The following is a 23,156-nucleotide window of genomic DNA, read 5'->3' on the forward strand; positions in this document are numbered from 1 at the left end:
ACGCCATGCCCTTCGGCGGATACAAGTACGGCAGCATGGGCCGCGAAGGCGTGCGCTTCGCCTTCGAGGAGATGACCCAGCCCAAGGTCGTCTGCATCAACCACATCACCGACGTGGTCCAATGACCGCCTTGCGTACCGAGCGCGACTCCCTGGGCAGCGGCGCAGTCGGAGGAATTGTCAGATCTGTGGATGGTGCGCACCTGACTGTCCGTAGCATCAGCCTCAAGAATTCAGCTGGAACTGTCGCCTGACGCCCTGACAGCAGAACGATGCCTCCCACCTGGGGTGATTGGCCTGCCTAGATCAAGAAGACCGCGAGGGAGAGGCGCCCGACGGGCGAAGAATGCCGACTGGGATCATCGGCTTGCCGTGCGGGCCGGCGGCAAGAACCTGATCAGCCACGCGGGCGTGGTGCTGCTGCGGAAGGTCGCCGACCGCGTCGGCCTTGGCCACTGCCCTGAAGGCAGCGTTGCCGAGGGCACCGGTCCGGGCCGGCGGGACCGGGGCACGGCGCTGGTTCAGCCGGCCCGCGCAATCATGCTCGGTGCGACGAACATCTCGGAGGCCGAGCAATCCAGTACCACTGGCGGGCGGTGTTCAGCCAGCCGGTCTCGCAGAGCACTTCCCGCCGTGCTCCCGCGGCGATCGACGCCCCGTCGCGGGCCCGCATCGAGCGCGCCCGCGCCGCGATCCGCCGCGTGGTGGACGCTGCTCGCCCTGCGACCCGGCGGCTTCCCCTGGATCTCCGTGTGCGGCCTCGAGCCGGCCAACTGGTACGCCCTCGGCCTGGACGCGACCGTCGTCACCTGCACCAGCCGCAAGGAAGACGCGGCGGGCACCTTCAAGGGGCAGCTTCGGTCACATGCCGCTGAGTGCGTGGGTGGCCGACACCCGTGAGTGCGTCGCCATGCCGCTGCGGCCGGGCACCGCCCCGACCAACGACGTTACCGACCACAAGGCGGTCCTGGCCTCGGCGTTTCGGCAGCTCCCGCTGCCGCTGTGGTCGAAGCTGCAGGTACGGATCGGACGGCGCGGCCTCCAAGCCACGCCCTGCTCGCTCATCGGGGAACCGACGAAATGCGGCACGCGGGGGTGACGGAATGCACGGGTCGGGTGTGGCTGGGCGAGACAGTTGTCATCAAGCGCTTCCAGTGGCTTGCACTTCAGCGCTCCGTTCGCGGTGGTTTTCACCATCTGGGCGCTGAAGCTTTTCACCTTCTCAGGTCAGGGCCGCCATCCGCGCTCACGCCAGACGGCGCAAGCGCAGATGGCGATTCTGGCCACCGTAGGGGTCGGATGCCGGAGCGGCCCGCCGGACATAGTCGAGGGGAATCGCCTCCGGCACCAAGTGCTCGCCGTTCGCTCCCCCGCGACCGGGCTCGCTCCCGTGCGGCAGAGCCTTTGACCCGTAGGCAACATGTTGAGTGCTGCCTGGTGGGTGTCCATCTCCAGGCGGGTGGCGTCCTGGTCGCTGGCGGGCAGGTTGGCGCCGGTGGAGACGCCGGCGTTGTTGATCAGGACAGTGACGTCGCCGGTGGCCGGGACAGCGGCGGCGACGGAGGCTGGGTCGGTGATGTGGAGCGCGATCGGCTTGGCACCAGGCAGTTCGACCTGGTCGGGGTTGCGTGCTGCGGCGTAGACGGCAGCGCCGCGGCTGAGCAGTTCGGCGGCGAGGGTGCGGCCAAGTGGTTGGCTCCGGTGACGAGGGCGGTGCTGGTGCACAGGTCCACGGAAGGCTCCTGGTGCAGGTCGAGGTGGCGGGGGATGGGGGTGCCGGTCAGGCGGGCAGCTGGTTCAGCTTGCGGATCTGCCGGTCGAAGGCACGAGCGGGGACGAGGCGGCGCAGGGTGCTGACGCGTCCGGCGGTCGGTCCGGCGGGGTAGCGCAGCTTCGGCTTCGGGTCGGTCGCCGCGGCGACGATCGCCTTGGCGACGGTGGCGGGATCGTCGCCGTCCTTCATCGCCGCGCCCATCAGGCGCTCGAAGACCTGCCGCTGCTGCTCGTAGACCGGCAGAGGCGTGGCGGGTTGTGGGGAGTTGGCCTCGAACGCGGTCCTGGTCACGGCGGGCTCGACGAGCAGTACGCGGACGCCGTGCTGGCGGACCTCGTGGTCCATGGACTCGGAGTAGCCCTCGACCGCGTGCTTGGACGCGGCGTAGGCGGCCATGTACGGCGCGGGGACGAACCCGAGGACGGACGAGATGTTGATGATCCGGCCGCGGCCTTGGGCACGCATGTGCGGCAGGACGGCCTTGGTCATGCGGATCAGGCCGAAGACGTTGATGTCGAACAGCTGCTGGTCCTGGGCAAGGGAGCGTTCCTCGCCGGCGCCGGCGGAGCCGATGCCGGCGTTGTTGACCAGGACGTCGATCCGCCCGAACTTCTCGATCACGCGGTCGACCGCGCGGGCGACCGAGGTGTCGCTGGCCACGTCGAGGTCGAGGAACGTCACGCCGTCGCGGCGGTCGTCTCCTGAGGCTTGGCGGCTCGTTCCGACGACCTCGAATCCTGCGTCGACGAGCGCGAAGGCGGCCGCCTTGCCGATGCCTGACGATGCTCCGGTCACGAGTGCCACCGGCCGGTTTGTGGTCATGTTGGGGTCTCCTCAGCAATTGGATTATGATCGTAATGCAATTACTCTAGGGGATGGTAGTCGGCAGGCGGCAAGCGGCCTCCTGGGCGGAGCGAGGAGGAGTGCGTGGCGCGCTACACGAAAGACCACAAGCAGGCGACGCGGCAGCGGATCATCGACGCGGCCGGCCGCCGGTTCAAGAAGGACGGCATCGACGGTTCCGGGATCTCAACGCTCATGGCGGACGCGGGCCTGACCAACGGCGCCTTCTACGCCCACTTCGCCTCCAAGGAGGACCTCGTCACGAACGCCGTCGCCGACCAGTTGGGCATGCAGAACGCCAGCCTTGAAACGCTGGCGCACGGCCGCGCCGGGCTCGAACAGTTCGTCCGCGCGTACCTGTCCCCCGGACACCGCGACGACCCCGAGAACGGCTGCCCCACCGCCGCCCTGCTCGACGAGATCGGACGCTGCACGGACGCGACCAAGCAGGCGTTCACCGAGGGCATGCTGGCCGTTGCCGACGACATCGCAGCCCGTCTGGCACCCGACAACCCGCCCTCGGCACGCGCGCAGGCGCTCAGCGTCTTCGCCATGATGGTCGGGACGCTGCAACTCTCCCGCGCCCTGGCCGACCCCAAGCTCGCCGACGACGTCCTCGACCAGGGCGTCCACAACGCCCTCGCGCTGCTCGACGCCTCACCCGTGCGGTAGCCCGCCCTTCGCCTCGTGGACGAGCCTGGCTGCCCCACGGAAGGCGGCGCACAGGCGCTGCTGCCCACCAGAGCCCACCGCGGCATGACGAAGTACCCCGCGCGAGACCTGGCTGCCAGCCACAGTGGGCCGGCCAGGTGCCGGTCGCCGCCGTGCCCAGGGTGAGCGTGCCGTAGAGGGTGACGGCCGCCACTTTGCGTTTCACCAGGCAGCGCACGTCGGTCGGCCTCATCTCCAACAGCTGTCCCCGACCCAGCGCCGGGTGCGCTGGGTGACCGGCTGGGCCGTCAACGCCACGGACGAGCAGGCCATCGCGCTGCTGCCGGCGAAGGTGTGAACGGCCGCGCTGCGGCAGGACGGCAAGGTCCACGCGATCAAGGGACCCGCGGCGACATGGTTTCTCTGCCGGTGGCTTTCTGCTCGTGGCGCACCGTTGCCCTTACGGTGCCTCGCACGCTCGGCCGGACCGTGGCCGTCGAGCCGGCCGCCCCGTTCCGCTGCCGCCTGCGCGGGCGCTGGAGAACTGGCGGTGCGCTTCGCCACCCACCGCCTGCGGGCCGCGGGCGCACCGAGGGCCTCTTCGATCTGGGCCTGTCCGTGCGCCCGCCTGCCTTCCACGTGGCGACGCCGAGCCGTACGGAGCCGTCCCAAGGGCATCGAGGACATGTGTCTACTGGGCAGGTTGCCCTGGCGAGAGGTCCCGGCGCCGATCGTGCCCTGCGGCATCGGCGTTACGACACGGTCAGGTAGATCTTGCGCACGGTTTCGATGGTCTTCCAGACACCGACGTAGCCCGGCTTCATGACAAAGCTGTCGCCTGCCTTGTAGATCACCGGCTCGCCGCCTTCCGGCGTGAGTTCGACGACGCCGGAAAGGATGTGGCAGAACTCGAAGGTCTCGCCCTTGATCGAGCGCGTCTCGCCGGGCGTGGCTTCCCAGACGCCCGTGTGGATCGTTCCCTCACGGGCGGTGTCCTGGGCCCAGGTCCTGTACGTCGGGTCGCCGGAGATCAGGCGTTCCGGCAGCGGGCCGGACTCGCTGGGAGCGAAGGAGGGATCGGTGTCGATGGTCTTCAGGAGCGACATGCTTTTCCTCTGTTGGTTACGGCATCGATGCGAATCGAGAACGGACATACCAGGCGTCACCGGGTCGAGTTCGACCAGGCTCAACGTGCGCCTGGGACCAGGGCTGACGGCTGCGCTCCACGGTCACCGCGCGCAGCAGGTCGGCGAGCCTCTCGGCGGGCAACAGGCCCTTCTGCTGAGCGGTTGGGCCACGCGCGGTCGGAGGCGAGGACCTCCTTGGCTTACCGGTGCTGCCCAGGCAGGCGCTCGACCGGTCAGCGGATGCGGTCCAGCGTCTTGTAGTAGGCGCCCGCGAAGGGCAGGAACCAGGCGGTGCCGTTGTAGAGGGGGATGCGGGGCGGGGCGATGTCGCGGACGGGGCTGACCTCGGGGTGGCCGTCCATCACCTCGGCCATGACGTGGCCCATGTGGGTGGCCATCTGCACGCCGTGGCCGGAGTAGCCCATGGAGTAGTAGACCCCGTCATCGGTCTGACCGGCGTGCACGATGCGGTCCATGGCGAAGCCGACGGAGCCGCCCCACAGGTATTCGATCTTGGTGTGGGAGAGCTGGGGGAAGGTCGCGCACATGTCACGGAACAGGACCTGTCCGCTCTTCTTGTCCGAGGTGGGGTCGGACGGTGCGAAGCGGGCGCGGCCGCCGAACAGCAGCCGGTTGTCCGGGGTGAGCCGGAAGTAGTGGCAGACCTTGTTGGAGTCGACGAGGAGGCGGGCCTTGGGGATGATGTCCCGGGCGAGCTCCTCGCCGAGCGGCTCGGTGACGATGATGAAGCTGCCCACGCAGACCTGCTGGCGGCGCAGCCAGGGGAAGTTGTTGTCGGTGTAGGCGTCGGTGGCCATCATGACCTGCCCGGCACGGATGACACCGCGCTCGGTCTGCACCTCGAAACGGCCGGTGGCGGTGCGCCGCACGCCGATGGCCGCGTTGCCCTCGTGGATCTCGACACCGGTGCGCTCGCACGCCTCGGCCATGCCGCGCACGAAGCGGCCGACGTGCAGTGCGGCGCTGAACGGGTCGAGCAGGCCGCCGTGGTAGGCGTCGGAGCCGATCTCGGAACGCAGCTCGGCCTTGCCGATCAGCGTGGTCTCGTGTCCGAAGTACTTGGCCAGGGCGCGCTGCTGGGCCTTCTGGCTCTCGAAGTGAGCGGGGCGGGAGGCGAGGGCCAGGCGTCCGACACGGCGGAACTGGCAGTCGATGGACTCCTCGTTCACGAGCCGCTCGACGGTGTCCACGGCCTCGCCGTAGGAGTTGTAGATCTCGCGGGCCCGTTCGGGTCCGTACCGGCGGATGGCCTGGCGTACGCCGATGGTGAAGCCCAGGTTGGCCATGCCGCCGTTGCGGGCGGAGGCACCGGAGCCGATCTGGCCTTTCTCGACGAGGGTGACACGGGCGCCCTTGCGGGCGGAGTGCAGGGCGGTGGACAGGCCCGTCAGGCCGGCGCCGACGACCACGAGGTCGGTGTCCTCGGTCAGCGGCTTGCCGGACCGGTCGGGAAACGCCCCTGCGGTTTCTATCCAATAGGGAATCGTCTTCATGTCGGGTCCTTAGCGGGAAGTTTCGAAGGGGCGCGGCCGGGCACCACCAGGAGCCCGGCGACGGGGCTGCGGTCGCTGATCAGCGGGGGCTCGGTCCGATCAGCGGCACAAAGCGGTTGCAGACGTGGGCGAGGAGGCCGGTCTCGCGCAGTCGGCGCGGGATCAGGTCGACGACCGACCGAGGAGGCTCTCCCCTCGCTGGACGAGGAGGAGATCCTCGCCCTCGGGGCTGAGCGAGCCGTTGGCGGTCATGTGCAGCAGGTGCCGCTGAGCGGTGGCGGCGGCGGTGGTCATACGGCCTCCCCTCCCGGGTGGGCGACGCCTGCCGTGTTCTCGACCGAGAGCAGGGAGCCCTGCTTTCCGGAGCCGAGCCAGCGGACCAGGGCGACGAGGCCGAGGGCGAGGATGGCGAAGGCGGTGAGCAGCGCGCTGACCGCGGTGACGCTGGGGTCGATCTCGAAGGTGAGGGAGTTGTAGACCTGCACGGGCAGGGTGACGGTGTCGACGGAGGAGAGGAACTGGGAGATGTAGAACTCGTCGAAGCTGGTGATGAAGGAGAAGATCGCGGCTGCGATCATGCCGGGTGCGGCGAGGGGGAAGGTGATCTTCCGGGCGATGGTGAGGCGGCCGGCGCCCATGCTGGCGGCGGCGTCTTCGAGGCGTTCGTCGAGGCCGCGCAGGGTCGCGATCAGGATCAGCACCGCGATGGGTGAGGCGAGCACGGTGTGCCCGAGGGCGATGGCGATGGGGCTGCCCAGCATCGCGGCCGGTTCGAAGAACAGGAACAGGCCGAGCGCGGTGACGATCTGGGGGATGACCAGCGGTCCGAGGACCAGGGCGAACACCGCCGAGCGCAGCGGGAGTTCGCTGCGCACCAGCGCGGTGGCCGCGGTCACCCCGATGATCAGGGAGAACACGGTGCTCAGGGCGGCGATCAGGGCGGACAGGGAGAGTGCGGCGGGCCATTTGCTGCCGTCGGCGAACAGGGCCTTGTACCAGTTCAGCGTCCATGCCTCGGGCGGGAAGGCGGCGACGGCGTTGTCGCTGAAGGAGGTGACGAGGATGACGACGATCGGCAGCGCCAGGAACAGCAGGATCACGGTGGAGATGGCGGTCAGGGCGATGCGTCCGGCCAGGCTGCCGCGCAGTTCCATCATGACGCGCTCCTCTTCTTACGGCTGGCGCCCAGGGAGCTGACGGCCTTGACCAGGAGCAGTCCGGCCAGGGTGAGGACCAGCAAAATCACGCCTTGCGCGGCGGCCCCGTTCCACTGGTTCTCCTTGGTCACCTGCTGGTTGATGAGGGTGGCGATCATCGTCTGGTTCGGGCCGCCCATCAGCGCCGGGGTGATGTAGTAGCCCAGCGAGAGGATGAAGCTCAGCAGCCCGGCACTGGCCAGGCCCGGTGCCACCAGCGGCAGATACACCCGGCCGAAGATCGTCACTCGTCCGGCGCCCATGCTGGCCGCGGCCGCCATCAGGCGCCGGTCCACCCCGCGCATCACCCCGTACAGCAGCAGCACCGTGTACGGCAGCATCATCGAGGTGGTACCGATGACCACACCCAGCTCGTTGTAGAGCAGCTGGAACGGCGCTCCTGGGACGGACATGGCGGTGAGGGTCTCGTTCACCAGGCCCTTGTCGCCGAGCATGATGATCCAGCCGTAGGTACGCACCAGGGCACTGATGAAGTGCGGCACCACGACGACCAGCATCGCAAGGCCCGCCAGGATCGGCTTGAGCCGGGTGATGGCATTGGCCAGGACAAGGCCGAAGACCAGGCTCAGCACGGCTGTTTCGGCGGAGATCCGCAGCGTGGTGATCAGCACGGAGAGGTTGACGCCGGTGAGCGCGTCGGCGTACCAGTGCAGGGTGAACGCGCCGTCGGCGTCCTTCAGGCTGAGTAGCAGGGTGCTGAAGATCGGGTAGATGAACAGCACCAGCAGGTAGACGACGACCGGCAGGGCGTAGAGGATGCCGGCCCTTGTGCGGCGCGAGGCGAGGAGCTTGCGCGGACGGGCGGGTGCGGTGGCGGTGAGGGTGGCGGCCATGGCTCACCCGTCCTGTTCAGCGGGGAAGAGGTTGACGTCGTCGGGGTCGGCGGTGATCCCGACCCGCTCACCGGCGACGGGGCCGCGGCCGGCCGGGACCTCCAGGCGCAGCAGCGGCGCGTCCTTGCCGTCGATGCGCACGCCCGCGCGGACCAGGGTGCCGACGTACGTGGCCGTCTCCACCGTGCCGGTGCAGAACCCGTCGTCGGCGGCGCAGGCCCGCAGCCGGCCCGGCTGCACAGCCACCTTCACCTGCGTGCTGGAGGCCAGGTCGTGACGGCGTGCATTGATCAGGCCGCCACTGCCATCGAGGCGTACCAGGGTGTGTTCGCCGTCTTGCTGTTCGATGCGGCCGGGCAGGAAGTTGGCCGCGCCGAGGAAGTCCGCGACGAACGGGGTCCTGGGCCGCTCGAACAGCTCGCGGGGGGTGTCGAACTGCTCGATCAGGCCGTTGCGCATCACCGCGATGCGGTCCGACATCACCAGCGCCTCTTCCTGATCGTGCGTCACATAGATGACGGTCAGGCCGAGTTCCTGCTGGATGGTCTTGATCTCCACCTGGAGCTGGTCACGCAGCTTTTTGTCCAGCGCGCCCAGCGGCTCGTCCATGAGGATGACCGGCGGGCGGTAGACCAGCGCCCGGCACAGCGCCACACGCTGCTGCTGGCCACCGGACAGCTCACGCGGCTTGCGACCGGCGAACCGGGACAGACCCGCAATCTCCAGCGTCTCCCCCACCCGCCGGCGGATCTCGTCCTTGCCCACCCCACGCAGCGTGAGCGGGAAAGCGACGTTCTCGCTGACCGTCATGTGCGGGAAGAGCAGGTACTGCTGGAAGACGAAGCCCAGGCCCCGCTTCTGCGGCGCCAGCCGGGTCACGTCCCGGCCGCCCACGGTGATGGTGCCGGAGTCGGGTTCGCAGAAACCGGCGATCATCATCAGGGTCGTGGTCTTGCCCGACCCCGAGGAGCCGAGGAAGGTGACGAACTCCCCCGCCGCGATCTCCATGGACGCCTCGTCGACGGCGACCACGTCGCCGTAGGTCTTGCGCAGGGCCACCACCGACAGCGCCTTGCCACTCGCGGTGGGCGGCTTGGCGCCGGCCACCTTCACCGACGGTGTGGCAACACCGAAATCAGCCACGAGCCCACTCCAACCAGCGCTTGGTGACGGCCGCTTCGTTCTTCAGCCACCAGTCGACATCCGCGTCGAAACCCTTGTCGTAGTACTTCGGCGCACCGGCGAGTGCGTTGCGCTCGTCCTCGGTGAGCTTGCCGTAGGCCACGGGGGACGACGGGTTCGACGGGAAGGCCTTCGCCAGCGCGGCCTGGCTCTCCGCCCGCAAGGCGAAGTCCATCAGCTTGTAGGCGTTGTCCACGTGGGCCGCGCCCTTGGCGATGGCGTAGCCGGAGAACTGGCGGCGGATGCCGTTGAGCTGACGCTCCACCGGGACGCCCTGCTTCTGCAGGTCGGCGATCCGGCCGTCCCAGACGGTGGACATCGTCACCTCCTGGCGGCTGAGCAGCACGCCGGGCAGCGGACCGCTGTCCCAGTACTTCTTGATGTCCGGCCGCAGCCGGGTCAGCACCTTGAACGCGCGGTTCACATCCAGCGGGTACAGCTTGTCCATGGGGACGCCGTCGGCCAGCAGCGCGAACTCCAGCTCCGGCAGGTCCCCGTCCGGGCTGCACATCGCGCGGCCGCCCTTGAACGCCTTGGCGTCGAAGAAGTCCGCCCACGACTCCGGCTTCCTGCCCCCGAAGGCGTCAGTGCGGTAGGCGATGCACTGGCCGTAGAAGCTGTGGCCGATGGCATGCTCGGTGATCTGGTTCTCGGGGATCTTCGCGCTCTTGACGCTCTTGAGCCGGTCGAGGTCCAGCGCCTCCAGCGCGTCCTGCTTGGCGTACTTGGTGTGCGACACCATCGCGTCGTTGATGAGGTCGCACTGCGGGCGGCCCTGCTTGATCTGCGCCAGCAGCGGGGCGTTGTCCAGGTTGAGTACCTTGACGCTGATGCCGGTCTCCTGCGTGAACGGCGTGTAGATCGCCTTCTGCAGGGCCGCGCCGTAGGAACCGCCGCTGTCGCGGACGACCACCGTCTTGCCGCCGCCCGTGGCGGACCGGCTGGTACCGGTACCGCAGGCGCTGAGGGCGGTCGCGGCGGCTGCACCCGCCGTGACCCCGCCTATTCCTCTCAGGAACAGTCTGCGGTCTATTCGGGTGTCTTTCATCGTGTGCCTCCTGGTGGTGCCGACCGCGAGAAGGGGAGCGGCTGGGGACGTGGAAAGCGGCAGCTGAAGCTGGGGCTGGAGGTGATCCACCTCGTCGGAAATCGACGCCCTGGCCCGTGGGGCCGGAGGTTGGGCGCGTGGCCGTGGCGGGGTCCCAGGGGAGGGAGGGCCAGGGCGGCCAGTTCCGCGTCGGGGACGGTGATGCCGTGCATGCCGTAGGCGATCCGCCCGCCGGCCGACAGCGGGGACCGTGTGCTCCCCGCTGTCGGCCGGGTCGAGGATGCGGCAGGAGACGTCGCCCTCGACCTGGTACCGCGAGTTCTACGCGGGCGTCGCCGACATGGACTGCGGGTCCTTGAAGGTGTCGGTGCGGGACGGTTGTGCGTCGCGGGTCAGATGCCGAGCATGGTGTTGAGCTCGTCCAGGGACTTCACCGTCACGTAGTCGTAGCCGTGGGTGACCGGGTCGCTGCCGCGGTCCAGGAGGACGAGGTTGCGGAAGCCCATGTCGTGCATCGGCAGCAGGTCGTAGCGGGTGTGCGAGGAGACGTGCACGAAGTCCTCGGGGGACGCGTCGAGCTGGTCGAGCATGTACTCGAACGCGGCGTAGCGGGGCTTGTAGCAGCCGGCCTGCTCCGCGGTGAAGACCGCGTGGAAGTCCGCGCCGAGCCGGGGCACGCTCTCCGCGAGGAAGGAGTTGTCGGCGTTGGAGAGGATCACCAGCTTGTAGTTCTCGCCCATCTTCTTCAGCGGTGCCGGCACATCGGCGCGCGGGCCCCAGCTGCGGACGCCGTCGCCGAGCCGCTTGCCGGCGTCCGGGGCGGCCTTGATGCCCCACTTGCGGCAGACGCCCTCGAAGGCGTCCTGCAGTGTCTGCTCGTAGGGCTTGTACTCGCCGCAGACCGAGTCGTAGCGGTAGCCGCGGAACTCCCTGACGAACTGCTCCCAGTGCTCGGCCGGGATCTGGTCGCCGACGAGCTCACGCGTGATGGGGTTCATCGGCCAGTCGATCAACGTGCCGTAGCAGTCGAACGAGACGTACTTCGGGCGCCACTGGAACGAGGGAATGGGCATGGGAGTGCTCACTTTCTTGCTGCGGGGAACTGGTTGCGGGCAACCCCGGTTTCAGGCATGCCCATGACAGGGATGTCGGGATGGGGTGCGGAGTGTGGGGGTGCGGGGGTGCGGGGGTTCGGGGTGATGTCGTCGACGCTCGTCCCGGGTCAGGTGGCGCCGACTCCCGCCGGGGCGAGGAAGTCGATGGGGTGCTCCGTGGTGCCGTCGAGCGCCAGGTCGGCGGCGATCTCGCCCATCGCGGGCGAGAGCTTGAAGCCGCTGCCGGAGAAGCCGGCCAGGACGATGATGTCGTCCTCGCCGGGGAGATGACCGACGAGCGGGTTCCCGGACGTGGTGTAGCCCTCCATGTAGGCCGACATCCTGATGGGGTCGGGGTTCAGGTCGGGCATGAGTTCACCGATGAGCTCGCGGAAGATGCCGAGTTCCTCGGGGCGGACCGTACGGTCGAGCCGTTCGGGCTCGGGCACGGGCGCGTGGTATTTGAAGGAGAGACCGAGCTTGACGGAGATGCCGTCGGGCGACGGGATTCCGAAGCAGTCGTGGGGTGTGGCGCGCACGAAGGGAGGGGCACCGCCCGCGAACCAGTCGTGGCGGGTGGGCAGGTGCCAGGAGCAGATCACCCGGCGGACATCGATGGCCTGGGGGAGGTCAGGGAGCAGGGTGTTGATCCATGGGCCCACGGTCACCACGGCGGCGTCCACGTGGTCCGTGCCCTGGTCGGTGACGACCCGCACCCCGCCGCCGGCCGTGGGGACGACCTCGCGCACCGTGGTGTAGCGGTGCAGGCGGGCGCCCAACTGTTCGGCTCGGGTGGCGGCGGCCTGGATGGAGGCCTCGGGTCTGATGACGGCGCCCAACCGGTCGAGGACGGCGGTGTGTCCGTCCGGGAGCCGGTGCTGGGGGTAGCGGCGGGCGAGTTCCTCCCGGTCCAGCACCTCGTGATCCAGCCCTTGGGCGGCGCTGGTGGAGAGGAGGAGTTGCATGGGTGGTGAGGCGGTCTCTGCCATCACCAGGCTGCCGCTGCGGCGTAGCAGCGACCGGCCCGTCTCCGCCTGGAGCTGCTCCCACATCCGGTCCGCGAGCCGCAGCAGCGGAACGTACCCGGGCTCGCCGAGGTGGGCGGCTCGGTAGATGCGGCTCTCGCCCCCCGCCGCGCCGCGGTCGTGGCCCGGCGCGTACCGGTCGTAGCCGATGACCTCGGCTCCGCGGGCGGCCAGTCGCCACATGGCCTGGCTGCCCATGCTGCCGGCGCCGATCACGGCGACGCGCTTGGCAATGCTCATGAGGTCGCTCCTTTCTTCCGGTTCGTCCCGTGGGAGTGGCGTTCACTATCAGCCCGGGAAACCTGCAGGTCAACGCTGTGTGCCACCTTGAGGCAGGGGGAGATGGCTCAGAGGAGCTCGATCAGCTTGTCGGTGAACTCGGCGGTGGTCGCCGTTCCGCCCAGGTCACGGGTGCGGACATCGGTCTTGGCCAGGACCGCGGCGATCGCGTCCGTGATGTCCCTGGCCGCGGCGGGGTGGCCGAGGTGCTCGAGCATCAGGGCCGCGGACCAGATCGCGCCCAGCGGGTTGGCGATGCCCTTCCCCGCGATGTCGGGTGCGGAGCCGTGCACCGGCTCGAACATCGAGGGGAAGTCCCGCTCGGGGTTGAGGTTGGCCGCCGGGGCGATGCCGATGGATCCGGCGACGGCGGCCGCGAGGTCGCTGAGGATGTCGCCGAAGAGGTTGGAGGCGACGACGACGTCGAAGCGGGCCGGCTCGAGGACGAACTTGGCCGCGAGCGCGTCGATGTGCTCCTGGTCCCAGGCGACCTGCGGGAACGAGGCGGCCCGCTCGGTGACGAGCTGGTCCCAGAACGGCATGGTGTGGATGATGCCGTTCGACTTGGTCGCTGAGGTCAGGCGGCCGCCGCGCCGGGAGGCGAGCGTGAAGGCGTAGTCCAGCAGGCGGGTGACGCCCGCCCGGGTGAACACCGCCTCCTGCACGGCGATCTCGTCCGGGAAGCCGCTGTTGAGCCGGCCGCCGACCTCGCTGTACTCGCCTTCCATGTTCTCGCGCACGACGACGACATCGACCTCGCCCGGCCGTGCACCGCGCACCGGACTGTCGATGCCTTCGAAGACACGGATGGGCCGGAGGTTGACGTACTGGCGGAAGCTGCGCCGGATCGGGATCAGCAGTCCCCACAGCGAGACATGGTCGGGCACCCCCGGGTATCCCACCGCGCCCAGCAGGATCGCGTCCGCCTCGCGCAGCTGGTCGATCCCGTCGGCGGGCATCATGGCGCCCTGGCGCAGGTATCGCTCGCAACCCCAGTCGTACGACGTGTAGGACAGGCTGAAGCCGTGGCGGCGGCCGAGCACATCGAGCACCTGCTGTGCCGGGGGCAGTACCTCGGCGCCGATGCCGTCGCCCGGGATCAGGGCGATCCGGTGGTTCGTCGTCATGGCGTCGATTGCAGCAGGGCGGTTGGTGGGGCGTCCAAGACGCAAAGCGGATCTGCCTTATAAGCGGGGCCTATCACCTGTCGGTGTCTATCACCTGTCGGTGGCCGAGGTCGCGGCCGTGACGAACGCGGCGGCCGCCGGCGAGAGGATGCCGCGGCGGGCGACGAGGGCGATGTCCAAGGTGTTCTCCGGCTCGATGTCCAGGACACGGGCGCCCAGCCGCCCGGCGAGGTCCCGCCAGGAATCCGTGACCACCGCCAGCCCCACCCCGGCCAGCACCAGGGGCATCAGCGAGACCCGGTGCTCGGTCTCGACGGCGACGGCGAAGTCGATGCCCTGCTCCCGCAGAGCGTCGACGTAGGCACGCATCCCGGTACCCGACTGCCCGACGATCAGCCGCTGTCCCGCAAGCTCCCGGGCCTGAACCGCCCTCCGGCCGGCGAACGCGCCGTCGGCCGGCACCACCAGCACAAAACGCTGCCGCCCCAGCGCATGGAAGACGACCTCCTTGTCCGAAACAGGACCGGCGGCCGCCAAAAGCCCCAGCTCCACCGCACCCGTGCGCACCATGTCGATCACATCGCGCGACGTGAACGCGGCATTGATCGCCACGGAAACACCGGGATAACGGCGGCTGAAGGCACTGACCATGCTCGTCAGCGGCTCCACCGCCTGCGACGGCATCGCCGCCACGTCCAGGCGCCCCTCCCGCAGCTCATGCACCGCCGCAACACTCGCCCGCGCCGTCTCCAGGCTCCGCACGGCCTCCCGGGCAGGCTCGATCAGGGCCCTTCCCGCCTCCGTCAGCACGGCCCTGCGCCCGATGCGATGGAACAGCTCCGAGCCCAGGTCACGCTCCAGGGCCCGCACGGCCTGCGACAGCGACGGCTGCGACACGTACAGAGCCGACGCCGCACGGTTGAACCCCCCACGATCGACAATCGCAAGGAAGTACTCCAGCTGCCGAATGTCCATACGCGCCCTCTGCCCCGGAAGAAATCAACCGACGACTCGATCGGCCCCGACCATGGTGGCGTGAAGGACCGCCTCGACGAAGCACGGACCACCGACAAACTGGCCGTCATCATCACCGAAGCGCGGTCATAGCCACCTGAGGCACTCAATGGCCGGCTGAGGCACTCGGTCACAGCCGTCTCCCGGCCTGAGGCGAACAGGCACGGGGCTTCTCGCACGTGGCCGTCACCGACAGGGCCGACACCCGTCACACGCAATACCGCATCGCCCCGGATCATTGCGGTCCGTACCGCCGCTGCGCCGTGCGCTCCTCCCGGACAACCGACGCCCAGAACCCGTCCTGTTGATCACTGCGGCGGCTGGGGACCGGCCGATGCTCCATGCGGATGCTCGTTGATCCGAGGACAGGCCGCCGATGTCGAGGCGGCGTCGAGTGCGGGTGACTGCCACATAGGCCAGACATGCCTCCTTGTCGTCGATCCGGCGGGCCGTACCTTGACCCGTACCGTCCGGCGGGCCGTCGGAGGGCGGGGTGAGAACGCCCGGGCCGCCGCACGGCGGGCGCACGAGATCGAGCAGCGGCGTGCCGAAGGCCTGCCGGTCCGCTCGTCGGTCGGCGCCTTGTCGGAGGAGCGCCGCGAGCAGCCGGAGGACATCGACCGGTCCTGGTGCCCGGCCTGGCCCGTGGAATGGCAGCGGGCATTCCACCTGAGTCGGCTGCACCTGGAGGAGGGCGGCGAGCTCCTGACGCAGCCGGGTGTCGTCGTACGACAGGGCGAGGATCTGGGGCGGTCGGTGCGGCTCGGCTGGGACAGGCTCCGCACAGCGACGTGGCCATGGGGGCCGGGTGGCTGCCCGCCGTTTCCTGGCGCCCGCGCCGTCGCCGTCGCTGTGCCGCAGTGGCCCCCGTCCGGGGGTCAGGCCCCGGAAACCGCCGTGGGTGTCACGGTCGCCGTGAACGCGCAGGCCTCGTTCTGCACCGCCATGACGCGCACAGGTGCCGCACCAGGACCGTCGCCGTCGCGGCCGGATTCCTCGCCGGGCGGCCCGACGTGGATCCAGCAGGGCGCGTCGAGTTCCACGTACTGGGCGAATTCGGCCTCCATGGCCGTGGCGATCACCGGCTGCGGGTGGGTCTGGGCATGGGTGGCCTGTCGGGCCGCTTCGAGCAGGAGCATGCCCGGGACGTGGTCGACGGGGTGGTCGAAGAGCGCCGGGTGGGTGAGGTCGACGCGCAGTTGATGGAGGGTGGGAGAGTTGGTCGGCGACAGCACGACGTCGGTGAACCCGGTCCGGGCGACGGAGGCCGGCGCGGTCGGCGGGGCGAGGGGGATGGCGAGCCGGTAGGCCTCGTCGATGTCGGCGTAGGGGCCGCGCAGCCGTGGGTAGACGGCGGGCGACAGGTCGGCGAAGCGGGTGAACGCGAAGCCCAGTGGGCGGTTGTCGAGGGACAGGTCGACGTGCATGTCGACGGAGACCAGCCGGCCTGCGCGACGGGTCACCTTCGGGCAGGTGACCCGCAGTTCCACCTCGGCCGGGGCGTCCGATACCGCCAGCGCGGCCGGGTCGATCTCGTACCGGAAGCGGCTCCACACCTGCCGGTGGCCGAAGGGAACGTCGTAGGCGACGTGGCTCAGCAGGGGCACGCACTGGCGGACCGACTCCGCTACGAGCATCGGGTCGTGGAAGCCTCCCGCCGGCGCATAGAAGGGATGGGCGAGCGGCCACCGGGCGGTGATGCGGTGGCGGTCCGGTCCGGCGGGGCTCCAGCCGGTCAGCAGGACCTCGGACTGTGCCGATTTGTGGACGTAAGCGCGAGGAACCGTGGTGGCGAACGAGGTCTGTGTCGCCGGGTTCGAGGCGGTGATCGACATGTGGAAATCCCCCAAGGAAGTGTGTGCTGTGCACGGCTGTATGCACGTACAGGCGTTCGCTCCTGGAAAGAAAATAAAGAGTGCTCGTTTTGTTTTAGGTTTCCTTGCGGCAAAGAGACAGTCATGGATGAGTAAAATGCCGAGAGGAAAGTGTGAAGTGTCCGTTCATCGCGGGCAAGTGGGAGCTGGCGTTCCGCTGCGACTGGCCCGGTGCCGATCAGACGGGTAACGTAGGGAACGTTCTGTTTCTTTGGGGGTTTCCGATGGCTCAGCAGCCGAAGCAAGAGCGTGCCGTGCAGACCCGTGAGTCGCTGCTCCGCGCGGCTGCGGACGTCTTCGACGAGGTGGGTTTCGCCGGCGCAAGCATCAGCCGCATTCTCAAGAGAGCCGGACTGACCGCCGGGGCCCTCTACTTCCACTTCGACTCCAAGGAGGACCTGGCGCGCGCGGTCATGAACGCGCAGCCCCGGTCGATCATCCCCTGGCTGGAGTCCGAGGGACTGCAACGGCTCGTCGACATCACCATGGTCTGGGCGTATCAGCTGCAGGTGGACCCGCTGCTGCGGGCGGGCGTGCGCCTCACCGGCGAGCAGGGCTCGTTCGGCTTGAAGGACACCACTCCTTATCGGGAGTGGAGCCAGATCATGACCGAGTGCCTCGAAGCGGCCCGTGAGAGGGGCGAGTTGCAGGCCGGCGTCGAACCGGCCGAGCTGGCGGAGTTCGTGGTCGAGGCGTGCACCGGCATGCAGACGTACTCGGCCGTCGCCAGCGAGGCGCGGGCGGACCTCTCCGACCGCGCGGTACGGATGTGGCGGTTGCTGCTGCCGGGGGTCGCCGTCCCGGCCGTCGTCGCCCGCACCGAGGTGAACCCGGATCGGATCCGGGACCTGCTCCGGGCCGCGAGCAGCGCGGCCGCCGCCGCGAACGGGCGGGTCCGGGAGGGCGTCGAGGAGTCCGTGGGCGGGGAGAGAACCGGCGCGGCCGGCTGAGGCCGCGCTTTCAGCACCGCGGCCAGCCCGCGGTCTCACCGAGGGGGATCACATGAGTCAGGGTCTGGCGCATCTGCGCCTGGGCGCGGTGAACATCGACGGCGTCATGCTCAACGACACCTTCAGTCCGGTCATCCACCACTTCCTGGTGAGCCGCGGCTGCGTATACACCGCCGAGCTGGAGCGCACGATTTTCTCCCAGCCTCGCGCGGTCGCGGGGCGGCTGCTCGCCGAGGCGGGGGGCGGCTCGATGAGCGGCGAGGAAGCGCTGGAGGCGTACTTCGAGGAACGGGCCCGGTATCTGAAGACCCGTCCGGTGCGGGTGAACGAGGGCGCTGTCGCCCTCGTGGGGCTGCTGCGCGGCCTGGGCTTGCGCACCGTCTGCTACGGCGGTCTGGGCAGGGACCACTTCGACGCCTTCCTCGGGGAGCACGCGGCACTGTTCGACGGGCCCGGCTACATCTGCACCGACTCCTTCCGGCCGGGCCTTAACGAGATCGCCACCGAGTACTTCGGTGTCGAGCACGACGAGGTTCTGATCGTCGACGACGTCGCCCGGGTCGCCGAGGAGGCGCGGCTGCTCGGTATGGCGTTCATCGGCCACCCGAGCCGCTTCGAGCACAGCTTCCAGCGGCAGTTGATGCGCGAGGCCGGGGTGCGTCACCTGGTGGACTCGCTGCACGCGATCGACGAGGACCTGCTGCGGACGCTCGACAGCGAGGCGGCGGCCGGTACGGCTTGGGCCGCCTGACGGCAGTCCGGCGCGTTCCACGAGGCACACCGCGAGGTCTGCGCCCGCGCGGGGCGCGGACCTCGCGCGCACGCAACCGACTTCACGACGGCAAGGGGGCACAGTGGGGATGAGCGGTGCAGGGCGGCTGCTGGACGGCAAGGTGGCCATGATCACCGGGGCGTCCAGCGGCATCGGGGCGGCGGCCGCCCGGCTGTTCGCCGAGGAGGGGGCCGCGGTGGTGGTCGTGGCCCGGCGCGAGGACAGGCTGGACGACCTCGTCGCGCAGATCCGGGCAGGCGGGGGGCGGGCCGTCGCGGCGGCCGGTGACGTGAGGGACCCAGCCGCCGCCGAACGGGCTGTGGCGGTCGCCGTCGACACCTTCGGCACCCTGAACGCGGCGTTCAACAACGCCGGTTACGCCACCGCGGGGACGCCGCTGCACGAGATCGACGACGCGACGTACGAGCGCACCGTCGACGTCAATCTGCGCGGCGTGTGGAACTGCCTGCGGCACCAGATACCGGCGATGCTGGCGGGTTCGGGGGGCTCGGTGGTGAACACGTCCAGCGTGGCCGGGATGAAGGCCACCGGTGCCTCGGCCGCCTACGTCGCCGCCAAGCACGCGGTGATCGGACTGACCAGGGCGGCCGCGCTGGACTACGGGCAGCGGGGCATCCGCTGCAACGCACTGGTCGTGGGCAGCACCCGCACCGAGATGATGGAGGGCGTGCTGCGGGCGTCCCCGGAGCTCGAGGAGGTCTTCATGGCCGACTCGGTGCAGCGGCGGATCTCCGCACCGGCCGAGGTGGCGCAGGCCGCGGCCTGGCTGTGCAGCGACCTTTCCTCGTTCGTCACCGGCACGGCGATGGCCGTCGACGGCGGTTCGACCGCGGTGTAGCCGCGCCGGCGCCGTGCGCCTGCCGCCCGGGCTCGCGCCCAGCCGGGCGCAGGGCGGGCGCCGGCGCCCTCGGATCCCGAAGAGCCCCTGCCGCGGGGGATGGCTGCCTCCCCTTTCTGTGAAAGAATAGCGAACGATCGCTTTTCTTTCATGGGAAGGCGGGGAGGCCTCCGGCAGGGCCACACGGTGCGGCCGGGGCTGGGCCCGAGGGAGGAACGAGGAGATGGTTGTTCAGGAGAGGGCGGTGCGCACACGCAGGGGGCTCGTCCGGGCCGCCGCCCTGGAGATCGACCGCGTCGGCTACGAAGGAGCCCGGCTGTCCCGGATCTGCGCGTCCGCATCCGTCTCGATGGGGGCGCTGACCTTTCACTTCCCCTCCAAGGCCGCCCTGGCCGACGCGATCGGGGAGGAGGGCCGGGCGATCGCCCGGGCGCTGGTGAGCCGGGTCATGGAGTCACGCGAGCCCACGCTGCGCGCGGTGGCCGAACTCACCGTCGGGCTCACCGGGCTGCTGGAGGAGAGCGTCGTCGCGCGCTCGACCGCCCGGCTCGCCAGGGAGCGGCCGGAGGAGCCGGACCGGTGGACGCAGGTCTGGCTGCCGGGCGTGCAGGACCTGCTGCAACGCGCACGGGAGGACGGCCGGCCGCGGCTCACGGACCACCCCGAGGCGGTGACCGCCCTCGTCAGGTACCTGCTGACGGGCGCCGAGGTGCAGATACGCGGCGCCGGAGCGCCGGCGGCGGGCGCGGGGAGGGTGGCCGACCAGGTGGAGGGGATCTGGCGGCTGGTCCTCGACGGCACGGAGGCCCCAGGCGGCTGACCCGGCCCTCGATCGTTCTGTTTTTGACAGGAAACGAACCGGCCTAGAAAACATAGCGAGCGTTCTGTATGGTTTCTTGGGGGCGGGCACCCATCCGCCCCGCACCGCGTATCGACAGGTACGCGGCAATCAAGCCAGGGGGAGCGTGAGATGCCAGCAGTCGTGAGCGCCGTCGGCCGGCCCGTCGAGGCGGCGGTGGACGTCGCGGTCGTGGGAGCGGGACCCGCCGGGCTGTACGCCGCGTACTACGCCGGTTTCCGCGGCCTGTCGGCGATGGTGGTCGACGCGCTCGACGAGCCCGGCGGCCAGGTGTCCGCTCTCTACCCGGAGAAGCTGCTGTACGACGTGGCCGGCCACCCCGCCGTCAAGGGGCGGCAGCTGATCGACAACCTGCTGGAGCAGGCCGCCCCGTTCGGTACCCGGTACCTGCTCGGCCGGACGGTGGTCGGCCTCACCCGCCGAGGCGGCGGCTGGATGCTGAGCACCGACGACGGCGGCAGAGTGGACGCCCAAGCCGTGGTGATCGCCGCCGGGCTCGGCAGGTTCGTGCCCCGCAAACTGGCCTGCTCGGTACCGTACGAGGGCAGGGGCGTCGCCTACCACGTCCCGCGACCGGAGGCGCACGCGGGACGGGACGTGGTCGTGGTCGGCGGCGGCGACAGCGCCGTGGACTGGGCGCTGGCCCTGGCCCCGCTGGCCCGCAGCACGACCCTCGTCCACCGGCGGGGCACCTTCCGCGCCCACGAGTACAGCGTGCGGCAGCTGTACGCCTCCGCCGTCCGGGTCGTCACCGACGCCGAGGTGGTCGCCTGCCACGGTGCCCAGCGGCTCGAACAGGTCGGGATCCGGCGGGGCGAGGAGGTGTTCACCCTGCCGGCGCAGGCGCTCGTCGCCGCCCTCGGCTTCACCTCCGGCCTCGGCCCCGTCGCCGAGTGGGGAATCGACCTGGAGCACCGCAGGATCCGGGTCGACCGGTCCATGAGCACCAACCTGCCCGGCGTCCACGCGGTCGGCGACGTGTGCGCCTACCCGGGCCGCGTCCCGCTGATCACCGTCGGCTTCGGCGAGGCCGGCACCGCCGTGAACCACGCGGCCGTGACCCTGCGCCCCGGCGAACGGCTCGCGCCCGAGCACTCCTCCGACGCGTTCCCCGGTGCACGCGGCCGCGCGGCCGTCCCGTCCGCGTCTGCCGCGTAGCACCGGCGCCTCGGTCACCGCATCGCATCCCGCGCGCCGGGATGCCCGACCCGCCTCAAGGGGGCTGCACAGCAATGCCGCTCAACAAGCTCACCCTCATGCCCGACAGGGTGGAGATCCTGCTGCCCGACGGCTCCTGCCTCACGGACATCGAGTACGAGAGGCCGGAACAGCTGATCCCGTTCGGCTGCCGCTCAGGGGCGTGCGGCGCCTGCGTCATCGAAGTCCTCGACGGCTCCGCGTCGCTCGGGGAGGCCGATCCCGACGAGAGGGACTTCCTCGAGGACCTCGGCCGGGCCGACGGGAACCACCGGCTCGCCTGCCAGTGCCGCCTCCTGGGCGCCGCGACCGTCCGCGTCGTGCAGCAGTGAGCCCGGGCCGGCACGACACCGTCTCGCCCCACCACCTGTCGTGGAGGAACCCCATGCACCAGCACACCATGATCCCCGGCGTCGTGGACGGCACGGTCACGTCCTGCGTGGACGCCGACGGCAACGTCTCCTTCCGGATCGCGATCCGCGAGAGCGGCCTGCGGCACGAGGAGGCCGACCACATCGAAGTCGTCCTCACCCGGCAGGACGCCCGTGCCCTCATGTCGGCCCCCGAGCGGTCCGCGCCCGTCGCCTGCTCCGTCGGCGTCCGGCTGAACAGCGCGCCCCTGCCCGCCCTCTCCTCCCTCTAGGAACCCCGATGGCACTGCTCGACCAGCAAGGCATCCTTGCCGCGGCCGCCTCCGCCCCACCCGCCGCCGCCCGTGACCCGCGCGAGTCCATGACCGTGCTCCCGGCATTCCTCCAGTTCCCCCTGACGCTCCTCACCGGCAAGGCGCTGCCCGGCCAGCGGTCCCCGGGCTGGACGCCCACCTTCCACCTGGTGACGGCCACGACGTCGATGGCCGCAGGTGTCCTCCTCAGCACGCTGGCCTACGTCCTCGGCGGGCCGTTCCTGCTGCTGCTCGCGGCCGGCTGGGCGGTGACCCTGCACGGGATGCGCAACCTGCGGATGATGATCTACCACCAGTGCTCGCACCGGAACATGTACCGCCGCCGCGAGCCGGACCGGGCCATAGGCCACGCCGTGTCCAGCCTCCTGATCATCCAGAACTTCCAGCGCTACAGCCGCGAGCACGTCAGCGACCACCACGCGCTCGACCACATGACGCTGAAGGACCCCACGGTCCAGGCCTTCCTGGTCAGCCTGGGCCTGCACCCGGGCATGACCCGCCGCCGGATGTGGCGCCGGCTCCTGGGCAAGCTGCTCTCCCCGCGCTTCCACTTCGCCTTCGCCGTCTCCCGTGTGCGCTCCTTCTGGAGCGAGTCGGCGCGCACCGAGAAAGTGGCGGCCGTCACCCTCTACGGCACGCTCGCCCTGGGCACGGCGGCGACCGGCACCTGGCCGGTGCTGCTCGTCGTGTGGTTCGTGCCGCTCGTCCTGCTGTTCCAGGTCAGCAACACCCTGCGGCTGTGCGTCAAGCACACCTTCCCCGAACCCGGCCTTGAAGACCGGCGCAGCCGGGCGTACTTCGCCTCGCTGACCAACGCCATCTTCCTCGGCGACCCGGTTCCCGCGCCGCGGTTGCCCGTCTTGCGCCGCGCCCTGGCGTGGACGCGCTGGACCCTGCGGCTGCTGTTCGTGCACGCCCCGTCCCGCTACCTCGTGCTGACCGGCGACACCGTGGTCCACGACTTCCACCACCGCCACCCGCGCGCCGCCAACTGGCCGAACTACGTCTTCGCCCGCCAGGAGGACGCCGAACGCCTCACGCCGGGGCAACCGCCCTACCACGAGGTCTGGGGCCTGGTGCCCGCGATCAGCCACGTCTTCGACTCACTGGCCGCCGCCGACCCGGGCGAGTTCGACGTCGACCGGCTGAGGTCCGTGAGCAAGCGGGAGCTCTTCGCCGCCTTCGACGACTGACCGCACAACCGCCGGCTCCCCACCAACGACCCCGAACCAG

Annotated in this window: 24 protein-coding genes; 11 read left to right on the forward strand and 13 right to left on the reverse strand. The window is 70.0% G+C overall.

Annotated elements, in window-relative coordinates:
• Positions 1 to 371: 371 nt before the first annotated feature.
• Positions 372 to 899 (forward strand): hypothetical protein, encoded by a 528-nt coding sequence (locus ACZ4Z3_RS31755; RefSeq protein ID WP_468504253.1) that lies wholly within the window; start codon positions 372 to 374, stop codon positions 897 to 899.
• Complete coding sequence (locus ACZ4Z3_RS31760; protein WP_468504254.1) at positions 883 to 1,098, forward strand: hypothetical protein; 216 nt, start codon at positions 883 to 885, stop codon at positions 1,096 to 1,098. Before ACZ4Z3_RS31755 ends, ACZ4Z3_RS31760 begins: the two co-directional genes overlap by 17 nt.
• 681 nt (positions 1,099 to 1,779) lie before the next feature.
• Here ACZ4Z3_RS31760 and ACZ4Z3_RS31765 read toward each other — a convergent pair.
• Positions 1,780 to 2,595, reverse strand: a complete 816-nt coding sequence (locus ACZ4Z3_RS31765) for an oxidoreductase (RefSeq protein ID WP_468504255.1) — start codon at positions 2,593 to 2,595, stop codon at positions 1,780 to 1,782.
• A gap of 105 nt (positions 2,596 to 2,700) precedes the next feature.
• Here ACZ4Z3_RS31765 and ACZ4Z3_RS31770 point away from each other — a divergent pair, with 105 nt between their 5' ends.
• Positions 2,701 to 3,288, forward strand: a complete 588-nt coding sequence (locus ACZ4Z3_RS31770; RefSeq protein WP_468504256.1) for a TetR/AcrR family transcriptional regulator — start codon at positions 2,701 to 2,703, stop codon at positions 3,286 to 3,288.
• Positions 3,289 to 4,019: 731 nt separating this feature from the next.
• On the opposite strand, the gene ACZ4Z3_RS31775 is transcribed toward ACZ4Z3_RS31770, so the two are convergent.
• The 12 genes from ACZ4Z3_RS31775 to ACZ4Z3_RS31830 form a co-directional block, all read right to left on the reverse strand.
• Positions 4,020 to 4,373 (reverse strand): cupin domain-containing protein, encoded by a 354-nt coding sequence (locus ACZ4Z3_RS31775; RefSeq protein ID WP_468504257.1) that lies wholly within the window; start codon positions 4,371 to 4,373, stop codon positions 4,020 to 4,022.
• A gap of 254 nt (positions 4,374 to 4,627) precedes the next feature.
• Positions 4,628 to 5,908: an NAD(P)/FAD-dependent oxidoreductase gene (locus tag ACZ4Z3_RS31780; protein ID WP_468504258.1), complete on the reverse strand. Its 1,281-nt coding sequence runs from the start codon at positions 5,906 to 5,908 to the stop codon at positions 4,628 to 4,630.
• Positions 5,909 to 6,070: 162 nt separating this feature from the next.
• On the reverse strand, positions 6,071 to 6,202 hold the full coding sequence (locus ACZ4Z3_RS31785; RefSeq protein WP_468504259.1) for a hypothetical protein: 132 nt from the start codon (positions 6,200 to 6,202) through the stop codon (positions 6,071 to 6,073).
• On the reverse strand, positions 6,199 to 7,065 hold the full coding sequence (locus ACZ4Z3_RS31790) for an ABC transporter permease (RefSeq protein WP_468504260.1): 867 nt from the start codon (positions 7,063 to 7,065) through the stop codon (positions 6,199 to 6,201). The genes ACZ4Z3_RS31785 and ACZ4Z3_RS31790 overlap by 4 nt, the downstream gene beginning before the upstream one ends.
• On the reverse strand, positions 7,062 to 7,958 hold the full coding sequence (locus ACZ4Z3_RS31795; protein WP_468504261.1) for an ABC transporter permease: 897 nt from the start codon (positions 7,956 to 7,958) through the stop codon (positions 7,062 to 7,064). The genes ACZ4Z3_RS31790 and ACZ4Z3_RS31795 overlap by 4 nt, the downstream gene beginning before the upstream one ends.
• A gap of 3 nt (positions 7,959 to 7,961) precedes the next feature.
• Positions 7,962 to 9,101 (reverse strand): ABC transporter ATP-binding protein, encoded by a 1,140-nt coding sequence (locus ACZ4Z3_RS31800; protein ID WP_468504262.1) that lies wholly within the window; start codon positions 9,099 to 9,101, stop codon positions 7,962 to 7,964.
• On the reverse strand, positions 9,094 to 10,188 hold the full coding sequence (locus tag ACZ4Z3_RS31805) for an ABC transporter substrate-binding protein (protein WP_468504263.1): 1,095 nt from the start codon (positions 10,186 to 10,188) through the stop codon (positions 9,094 to 9,096). The genes ACZ4Z3_RS31800 and ACZ4Z3_RS31805 overlap by 8 nt, the downstream gene beginning before the upstream one ends.
• A gap of 392 nt (positions 10,189 to 10,580) precedes the next feature.
• Positions 10,581 to 11,261, reverse strand: coding sequence for a haloacid dehalogenase type II (locus tag ACZ4Z3_RS31810; protein WP_468504264.1), 681 nt, complete (start codon positions 11,259 to 11,261; stop codon positions 10,581 to 10,583).
• A gap of 149 nt (positions 11,262 to 11,410) precedes the next feature.
• The gene (gene solA, locus ACZ4Z3_RS31815; RefSeq protein ID WP_468504265.1) at positions 11,411 to 12,547 is read right to left on the reverse strand and encodes an N-methyl-L-tryptophan oxidase; all 1,137 of its coding nucleotides are present in this window, start codon (positions 12,545 to 12,547) and stop codon (positions 11,411 to 11,413) included.
• A 107-nt stretch (positions 12,548 to 12,654) separates the two neighbouring features.
• Positions 12,655 to 13,713: a tartrate dehydrogenase gene (locus ACZ4Z3_RS31820; protein ID WP_468504266.1), complete on the reverse strand. Its 1,059-nt coding sequence runs from the start codon at positions 13,711 to 13,713 to the stop codon at positions 12,655 to 12,657.
• 90 nt (positions 13,714 to 13,803) lie between these two features.
• Positions 13,804 to 14,688 carry a LysR family transcriptional regulator gene (locus ACZ4Z3_RS31825; protein ID WP_468504267.1) on the reverse strand — a complete coding sequence of 295 codons (885 nt, stop codon included), beginning with the start codon at positions 14,686 to 14,688 and terminating at the stop codon, positions 13,804 to 13,806.
• Positions 14,689 to 15,605: 917 nt separating this feature from the next.
• Positions 15,606 to 16,562 carry a ScbA/BarX family gamma-butyrolactone biosynthesis protein gene (locus ACZ4Z3_RS31830; RefSeq protein WP_468504268.1) on the reverse strand — a complete coding sequence of 319 codons (957 nt, stop codon included), beginning with the start codon at positions 16,560 to 16,562 and terminating at the stop codon, positions 15,606 to 15,608.
• 263 nt (positions 16,563 to 16,825) lie between these two features.
• Between ACZ4Z3_RS31830 and ACZ4Z3_RS31835 the strand changes: the two genes are divergently transcribed.
• From ACZ4Z3_RS31835 to ACZ4Z3_RS31870, 8 genes are all read left to right on the forward strand, one after another.
• Positions 16,826 to 17,551 (forward strand): ScbR family autoregulator-binding transcription factor, encoded by a 726-nt coding sequence (locus ACZ4Z3_RS31835; protein WP_468504269.1) that lies wholly within the window; start codon positions 16,826 to 16,828, stop codon positions 17,549 to 17,551.
• A 52-nt stretch (positions 17,552 to 17,603) separates the two neighbouring features.
• Positions 17,604 to 18,302, forward strand: a complete 699-nt coding sequence (locus ACZ4Z3_RS31840; protein ID WP_468504270.1) for an HAD family phosphatase — start codon at positions 17,604 to 17,606, stop codon at positions 18,300 to 18,302.
• Between the two features lie 109 nt (positions 18,303 to 18,411).
• Positions 18,412 to 19,182: an SDR family NAD(P)-dependent oxidoreductase gene (locus tag ACZ4Z3_RS31845; RefSeq protein WP_468504271.1), complete on the forward strand. Its 771-nt coding sequence runs from the start codon at positions 18,412 to 18,414 to the stop codon at positions 19,180 to 19,182.
• A 244-nt stretch (positions 19,183 to 19,426) separates the two neighbouring features.
• Positions 19,427 to 20,002 (forward strand): TetR family transcriptional regulator, encoded by a 576-nt coding sequence (locus tag ACZ4Z3_RS31850; protein ID WP_468504272.1) that lies wholly within the window; start codon positions 19,427 to 19,429, stop codon positions 20,000 to 20,002.
• A 150-nt stretch (positions 20,003 to 20,152) separates the two neighbouring features.
• On the forward strand, positions 20,153 to 21,199 hold the full coding sequence (locus ACZ4Z3_RS31855; protein ID WP_468504273.1) for an NAD(P)/FAD-dependent oxidoreductase: 1,047 nt from the start codon (positions 20,153 to 20,155) through the stop codon (positions 21,197 to 21,199).
• A 74-nt stretch (positions 21,200 to 21,273) separates the two neighbouring features.
• Positions 21,274 to 21,570: a 2Fe-2S iron-sulfur cluster-binding protein gene (locus ACZ4Z3_RS31860; protein WP_177152658.1), complete on the forward strand. Its 297-nt coding sequence runs from the start codon at positions 21,274 to 21,276 to the stop codon at positions 21,568 to 21,570.
• A 53-nt stretch (positions 21,571 to 21,623) separates the two neighbouring features.
• The gene (locus ACZ4Z3_RS31865) at positions 21,624 to 21,881 is read left to right on the forward strand and encodes a hypothetical protein (RefSeq protein WP_468504274.1); all 258 of its coding nucleotides are present in this window, start codon (positions 21,624 to 21,626) and stop codon (positions 21,879 to 21,881) included.
• 8 nt (positions 21,882 to 21,889) lie between these two features.
• Positions 21,890 to 23,116 (forward strand): fatty acid desaturase, encoded by a 1,227-nt coding sequence (locus ACZ4Z3_RS31870; RefSeq protein ID WP_468504275.1) that lies wholly within the window; start codon positions 21,890 to 21,892, stop codon positions 23,114 to 23,116.
• Positions 23,117 to 23,156: the final 40 nt, after the last annotated feature.

Source organism: Streptomyces sp. NPDC030296 (assembly GCF_055572815.1).